This is a genomic window from Mycobacterium sp. TH-M11 (assembly GCF_057473725.1).
The window spans coordinates 1-7,305 of sequence record NZ_JBYCLD010000011.1 but is presented as its reverse complement, the minus strand read 5'-3'; the positions used below and the strand labels follow the sequence as shown (position 1 = coordinate 7,305).

General features: G+C 70.5%; 6 protein-coding genes. 1 reads left to right on the top strand and 5 read right to left on the bottom strand.

Annotation, left to right across the window (positions count from 1 at the left end; all coding sequences use genetic code 11):
• The 4 genes from AC2VOG_RS00510 to dapD all read right to left on the bottom strand — a co-directional run.
• Positions 1 to 700, bottom strand: a 700-nt coding sequence (locus AC2VOG_RS00510) for a PPE family protein, SVP subgroup (RefSeq protein WP_486937958.1), incomplete at its 3' end; no start/stop codon positions are given.
• A 206-nt stretch (positions 701 to 906) separates the two neighbouring features.
• Positions 907 to 2,076: a PPE family protein gene (locus AC2VOG_RS00505; protein WP_486937957.1), complete on the bottom strand. Its 1,170-nt coding sequence runs from the start codon at positions 2,074 to 2,076 to the stop codon at positions 907 to 909.
• A 36-nt stretch (positions 2,077 to 2,112) separates the two neighbouring features.
• Positions 2,113 to 2,973, bottom strand: coding sequence for a PPE family protein, SVP subgroup (locus AC2VOG_RS00500; RefSeq protein ID WP_486937956.1), 861 nt, complete (start codon positions 2,971 to 2,973; stop codon positions 2,113 to 2,115).
• 477 nt (positions 2,974 to 3,450) lie between these two features.
• Positions 3,451 to 4,404 carry a 2,3,4,5-tetrahydropyridine-2,6-dicarboxylate N-succinyltransferase gene (gene dapD / locus AC2VOG_RS00495; RefSeq protein ID WP_486937955.1) on the bottom strand — a complete coding sequence of 318 codons (954 nt, stop codon included), beginning with the start codon at positions 4,402 to 4,404 and terminating at the stop codon, positions 3,451 to 3,453.
• A 25-nt stretch (positions 4,405 to 4,429) separates the two neighbouring features.
• Between dapD and dapE the strand changes: the two genes are divergently transcribed.
• Positions 4,430 to 5,503 carry a succinyl-diaminopimelate desuccinylase gene (dapE, locus tag AC2VOG_RS00490; RefSeq protein WP_486937954.1) on the top strand — a complete coding sequence of 358 codons (1,074 nt, stop codon included), beginning with the start codon at positions 4,430 to 4,432 and terminating at the stop codon, positions 5,501 to 5,503.
• Here dapE and AC2VOG_RS00485 read toward each other — a convergent pair.
• Positions 5,500 to 7,305, bottom strand: a 1,806-nt coding sequence (locus tag AC2VOG_RS00485; RefSeq protein WP_486937953.1) for an AAA family ATPase, incomplete at its 5' end; no start/stop codon positions are given. The genes dapE and AC2VOG_RS00485 overlap by 4 nt on opposite strands.

Here is a 7,305-nt window from a genome sequence, read left to right as displayed (position 1 = left end):
AGACCTGCGCGCTGTGCGGGGTGGTCGTTGACCCGACCTCGGTCGGCACCGATGGCGCCGACGCGGCCGCGGGGGTGACGCCGGCCCAGCTGGGCGGTACCGACATACGGCCCACTGTCGGTGCCTGGTTCATGCTGGCCAGCACCGGTGCTGCGCCGCCACCGGCCGGCGGCGGCACTGCAGCGAGTTCGCCCGAGCCCGCGGCGGGGCCGGCGCCGGCCAGCACGGTGGGATCGGTAGTGGTCTGCTTGGCCAATGGAATGAAGGTCGAGGCCGCGGCGCCGAAATTCTGCCCTCCCGCGAGGATGCCCAGGCCGCTGTTGCTGAGCAGGCCCGGCAGGATGCCGAACTGTCCGAACTGGGTTAGCTGACCGGTCAGGTCGAAGCCGCCCAGGCTCCCGGTGCCGGTGGCTGCGGAGTTGGCGGCCTCGGTCGCGCCGTACGACCCGGCGCTGGTCCCGAGCATCTGTACGAAGGCCTGGTGAATTGCGGTGGCCTCCGCGCTGACCTGTTGGTAGAGGTTGCCGTAGGCACTGAATTGTGTTGCCTGCAGCGCCGAAACTTCATCCGCCGCGGCCGGCGTCACGGTGGCCGTCGACGCGGCCGAGGCCGCGTTCTGCGCGGCCAGCGCCGTGCCGATGCTGTCCAATTTGCCCGCCGCGAAGTCCAACGCTTCGGGGTGGGTGGTCACATACGACATTCGGCCGCTCCTCCAACAGTGGTGTTCGGATATCGCAAGGATTCTGTCGTACCGCAATATACGGTGGCCGCGCCGGTCTGAGCCTGTGAGTTAGCCGGGTATGTGATGTGCACCTGACCCTCCAGGGGCGCCTCCGATGGCCTGCCAGGGCGGAAAAAACATGTGGCCGCGCACTCGGGGTGCGCGGCCACATGGAGTGTGAGCAATTACACTAAAACCGATTTTGGCATCACCGTCGGCTTGACTCCGTACCGGGGCGTGCTGAAGCCGTGGCTCCCGCGACCGGCCGAAGCGACCGCCGGCATACCGGTGGCCACATTGGTCGTTCCCATCCCCTCTTCTGGGCCTGTCCAGCCTGAGCCGGCCAGCAGCGAGTTATTCGCCTGCGGCGTGGCTGCCGACCACCCGGCCGGCACCGACAACCCGCCGACCGTCGACGACGAGGCCAGCCCCGCAACCACCGGCGCGCCGACGAAGCCGCTCGCGCCCGCCAGGGTTGCGGCCGGCGCCGCGGTGGCGGTGCCCACCAGACCTGCCGCCAGGCCACCCGCCGCGCTCGCGGCGCTGCCTGCCACGGTGTGCGCGTATAGGACCGCCGAGGGGATGGCGGCGAACAACTGCCACGATCCGATGTCGAACCCCCCGGTTAAGATGTTTGACACCAGGCTGTTGGAGAAGAAGTTGTCCAGCGAGCCGGTGGTCGTGGCCGCGGTGGTGGCCAGCGGGGTGGACGCCGCCTGCATCGCATTGGGCATGCTGGACACCAGCCCACTGAGCCCCGCCGTCTGGGAACCGGTCGCCGCTCCCTGGGCCGTGGCGGCCGATTGCGCCGCCTGCCCGCCTGGGTTGCTGGTCTGCGGTGGGGCCGTCAGCGGGCTCAGCACCGCGGCGCTGGCCGACGAACCGGCGTAGCCGTACATCGCCGCGGCGTCCTGGGCCCACATCTCGCCGTACTGCGCTTCGGTCGCCAGGATCGCCGGGGTGTTCTGCCCCAGGACATTCGTGGCGACCAGGGCCGCTAGCTGCGCGCGATTCGCCGCGATCACCGGCGGCGGCACCGTCATGGCGAACGCCGTCTCGTAGGCGGCGGCCGATGCCATGGCCTGGGTCGCCGCGTGTGCGAGTTCACCGGCGGTGGTCTCCATCCATGCGATGTAGGGAGTGACGGCGGCGACCATCGCCGTCGACGACGGGCCCAGCCACTCGCCGCCGGAGAGCTCGCCGATCACCGACTGGGCGCCGGCTGCGGTCGTGCTGAGATCGGCGGCTGTGCTGTTCCACGCCGCCGCGGCGGCCATCATCGGGCCCGAACCCGGGCCGGTGTACATCCGCATGGAGTTGATCTCGGGGGGCATAGCTGCGAAGTCGAAAACCATTGTTCGAGGACCTGTTCTCTCGTGGGCTGATTGGGGCTAGACGACCGTCGGTGTGGGCATCACGGTGGGCTTGACGCCGTAGCGCGGCGCACCGATGCCCAACCCTCCGCGCTGGCCCGAGGCCGCCGACGGCAAGCCGGCCGGCAGCGTGTTGACCTGCCCGGCGTGCGCGGTTGGGCCGGCCCAGTTGGCGACCGGCATGGTCGCGGCGGCGGGGGTCACCGCTGCGGGTGCACCCGCAGCCCAACTCGGCGGAACAGACATCGCACCGATCGAGGAGGCCTGACCGACGCCCACCGTCACCGGCATCGCGCCCAAGCCGGCGACGCCGACGGGGGCGGCCGCACTAGCCGCCGACGGGGCGGTGAGCGCGCTCAACACGCTGATATCCGAGCTCGTGTCGACCGAGGCGGTGGGCGCGTAGGCCCCCTGCGCGAGGTCGAGCATGTCAGAGCTCGCGGCGCCGAAGTTCTGCATCCCGTTGACCACCGTGCCGGCAGTCGCGCCGGAGCTGGACGACAAGCCCGCCGTTTGGCCGCCGGTGGCCGCCGACGAGCTACCGCCGGTCAACGAGTTGAGCATCCCGCTCAGCGACTGGGAACCGGTGCTGGCCTGGTTGGTCGACTCGGCTTGACCGTAGGAACCGGCGTTGGAGCCGAGCGTGTTGACCAGCATCTGGTGCACCGTCTCGGCCTGTTTGCTGACCTGCTGGTACCAGGTGCCGTACGCGGAGAATTGCGTGGCTTGCATGGCAGAGACCCCGTCGGCGGCTGCGGGAGTCACGGACGTGGTCGGCGCCGCGATGGCCGCGTTCTGAGCGGCCATCGCCGTGCCGAGGTGCTGCAGTTTGGCCGCCGCAGCCAGCAACGCCGGCGACTGTGTGGTGACGAAAGACACGAGCTTTTCTCCTTTGTGGTTGTGCGGTGAACGACTTTCTGGAGTGGCGGGCAGTGGTCGACGGCGTGGGTGTCAGCCGGCCTCCTTTGCCGATGTTCGGTTATACGGCGGACCTGCGCGCTGAATCCAGGCTGTGAATTTTGACTGGATCAGCTGTCGATGGACAATGAAAACCCTTGCAGCACAACCTAATCTGGCGGTCACCACGGACAGTCGTCGCACTGGTCGTCGCGGTCCCGGGCACCGCAGCGATACGCGAGAAGTCGACGGTCCAGATGGGGGCGACTCTAGGGGCGGTGAGGCTGACAGCCGTAGCACATTGACGCTTTCTTAACGGCGCACACGTGAATCACTGCGCTGGCCAGGCATTTCTCGCCGGTTTGCACAGCGATCACATCGAACGGTCGCCATGTTACGACGCTGCTGCTGCCATGTCTGTAAGGAACGCGTTAGCAAAGCGGCGCCCGCTGCGGCCACTCAGTTGGCGTGCAGGTCCTCGTTGAGAGCGATCCCGCGGCCGTCGCGCGACACCACCTCCACCGCGCCGGTCACCGAATTGCGCCGGAACAGCAGGTTGCTGCTGCCGGCAAGTTCGCGTGCCTTAACCGAATTGCCATCGGGCAAAGCGACTTTCGTTCCAGCGGTGACGTAGAGGCCGGCTTCGACGACGCAGTCGTCGCCCAGTGGAATGCCGAGTCCGGAGTTCGCGCCGAGCAGGCAGCGCTTGCCGAGTGAAATCACTTCGGTGCCGCCGCCGGACAGAGTGCCCATGATCGATGCACCGCCGCCGATGTCGGAGCCGTCGCCGACCACCACGCCCGCCGAGATCCGGCCTTCCACCATCGAAGCGCCCAGGGTGCCGGCGTTGAAGTTGACGAAGCCCTCGTGCATCACCGTGGTGCCGGACGCCAGGTGCGCACCCAGCCGCACCCGGTCGGCGTCGGCGATGCGAACCCCGCTCGGCACCACATAGTCGACCATCCGCGGGAACTTGTCGATGCCGTAGACGGCGACCGGTGCGCGGCGGCGCAGTCGCGCCCGGACCGTCTCGAAGCCCTCGACGGCGCAAGGCCCCTGGCTGGTCCACACCACGTTGGTCAGCACCCCGAACAGCCCGTCGGCGTTGAGCCCGTGCGGCGCGACGAGGCGATGCGAGAGCAGGTGTAGTCGCAGGTATGCGTCGTAAGCGTCGACGGCCTTGTCCTCGAGCGCGCCGATCACGGTGCGCACCACGACGGTCTCGACGCCGCGCTCCTCGTCGCGGCCGGTCAGCGTGGCGAGCTCGTCGGGCACCTGCGCCACCGACAACCGGGTGGTTCCGGTCTCGCCCGAGGAGACCAGTTCCGGTGCGGGGAACCAGGTGTCGAGAACCGATCCGTCTGCGGCCAGCGTCGCCAGCCCGATACCCGAAGCTGCAGTCACGGACCACACGCTACCCACCCACTACGCTGGCACCGTGCTGGACCTACGCGGTGACCCGATCGAGCTGACGGCGGCGCTGGTCGACATCCCCAGCGAGTCGCGGCACGAAGAACGCATCGCCGACGAGGTCGAGGCCGCACTGCGGGCGCAGGCCCCGCCCGCTGTGGGCTGGGAGATCCTCCGCAACGGCAACGCGGTGCTGGCCCGTACCGCCCTGGGCCGTCCCACCCGGGTGTTGTTGGCCGGCCATCTCGACACCGTGCCGGTGGCCGGCAATCTGCCGAGCCGTCGCGACGCCGAGTCGCTGCACGGCTGCGGCGCCACGGATATGAAGTCGGGCGACGCGGTCTTCCTGCACCTGGCCGCGACGGTCGCCGAGCCCGCGCACGACCTGACGCTGGTGTTCTACGACTGCGAGGAAATCGAGTCCTCGGCAAACGGATTGGGCCGTATCGAGCGCGAGTTGCCGGACTGGCTGGAAGCCGACCTGGCGATACTGGGCGAGCCGACCGGCGGGTACATCGAGGCGGGTTGTCAGGGCACTTTGCGGGTTGTCCTGCACGCAGCGGGAGTTCGCGCGCATTCCGCACGATCGTGGCTGGGCGACAACGCGATTCACAAACTCGGTGCCGTGCTGGACCGCCTGGCCGCCTATCAACCGCGCAGCGTCGACATCGACGGCTGCGTCTACCGCGAGGGGTTGTCGGCGGTGCGCATCGACGGCGGGGTGGCCGGAAACGTGATCCCCGACGCGGCGTCGGTGACGGTGAACTTCCGCTTCGCACCGGATCGGTCGGCGGACGCCGCGCTGCACCACGTCCACGACGTGTTCGACGGCCTCGACGTCCGGATCGAGCAGACCGACTCCGCCGCCGGGGCGCTGCCCGGGCTGTCCAACCCGGCGGCCGCGGACCTGGTCAAGGCCGCCGGCGGGCAGGTGCGGGCGAAGTACGGCTGGACCGACGTGTCGCGTTTCGCCGCCCGGGGCATCGCCGCGGTCAACTACGGGCCGGGCGACCCCAATCTCGCCCACACCCGCGACGAGTCGGTGCCGATCCGCCAGATCACCGATGCAGTGACCATGCTGCGGGCCTACCTGAGCAGCTAGACCCGCTGGGCCTGGGCCGCGGCGTCGGCGGCTGCCGGATGCAGGCCCCGGTCGGCCAGGTCGGCGGCGACGTCGGCCAGCGCCACGGCGTCGCCGTCGGCCAGCGCCCGCGCGTGCGCCAGCGTCAACCGTCCCAGCACGCAGTCCACCTCGCCGGCCAGGCGGCCGGCCCGCTGCACGGCACGCACATCGCCCAGCCGTGTCGCGTCCTGCACGGCGCGCAGCGCGATCGCCGACTGCCCGCCACGCTCGGCGGTCTGGATCGCCTCGCGGGCGGCGTCGATCGCGCCGGTGGTGTCGCCGTGGGCCGCCTTTGACCACGCCCTGGCCAACGCCAATTCCGGGGCGAACAGCGACGACTTGAGACCATGCAGCGATTCGGCCCGGCTGAAAGCCTTTGCCGCCGCGAGCTGTTCGCCTTGTTGGCCGAGCGCCTGGGCCAGCAGCATCAGCGTCAGCGGTCCCCAGGAATATCCGGTGCGGGCCAGCGGGTCGGCGGCCCGGCTCAGCAGCGTCACAGCGGCGTCGAAATCGCCCTGCGCGATCGCCACGTAGCCCACCAGCGTCTCGGCGATCGCTCGGCCCGGTTGCTGCAACTCGGCGAAGTCGGTGTAGCGCTGGGCCAGCGTGCGGGCCTCGGTCAACCGGCACGCCATCACCAGCGCGGTGATCCGGCCGAAACCGCTGGTGAACCGCAGCAGCCCCGGATGGTCGGCGGCGGTCGCCCGGCGGGCCAGCTCCTCGACCACGTCGAATTGGCCGGTGCGCGCCGCGCTCAGCGCCGCCGCCGCGGCCGCCCACCCGACGGCCACCGCGTCGGCGTGCGGCGACGCCAGCACCTCGTCCGTGATGCGCAGGGTGCGCAGTGGCGTGCCGGAGTTCATCGCAAACGTCGCCGTCAGCGCGTCGAGGGTGGCCCGCGCGGCCGGCGAGGCGACCCGGCTGCGGGTGCTTTGCAGAAACGCGGTGGCCTGCGCCGGCTCGCCGAGCATCCAGAACTGATTCGCCGCCCGCGGCAGCGCCCACGCCATCAGCTCGGGCGGTGACAGTCGGTCGGGATCCACCTTGCTCAGTGCGGCATCCGCTGCTCGCCCGCGGCCCTGCCAGGCCAGTGCGTAGCCGAGCGCGAGCCGTGCGGCCAGGCTCTCCGCACGATCCAGCGCCGCGCGGGCGAGACGCTCGGCCAGTGTGAGCTCACCGAAGCGCAGCGCTTGCTGCGCGGCGCCCACCAGGTCGTCGTGCGGGATGCCGGCGTCGACGGCCAGGGCCGCGATTCGCAGCTGATCGCCGACATGATCGGACGGGCCGGCCGCGAGTCGCTCGACCAGCGCCATGCGCAGCGCCCGCGCGGTGTCCGGTGCGAGGGCCGCGCCCGCTCGGGCCGCGCAGAACGGATGCGCCGGGTACACCATCCCGTCGCCGTCGACGTCGATGGCTCCCAGGGCTTCGGCTTGCTCGACGGCGCCGGGGCCGATCAGCGCGGCGACGTCGCCGCGGTGCAGCGGCGTGGCCAGCGCCAGGTAATCCAACGTCGTACGCACCGGCGAAGGCAGCTCGGCCAGATAGTTGTCGATACGGGCCGGCAGCGCGTCCGCCGCGGCGTCGTCCGCCGGGCCCACCTCGACCCGGTTCAGCAAGCCGTCGGCCCACAACGCCTCGACCGCTTCGGGGACGTCGGCGCCGGCTCGGACGGTGACAAGCAGCTGCGTCGACCCGCTGAGTGCCAGCCGGTAGACGAGCGCGGCGGACAGCCGGTCGAGCAGGTGGGCGTCGTCGACGACGAAGCCCCGCTCGTCGCCGAC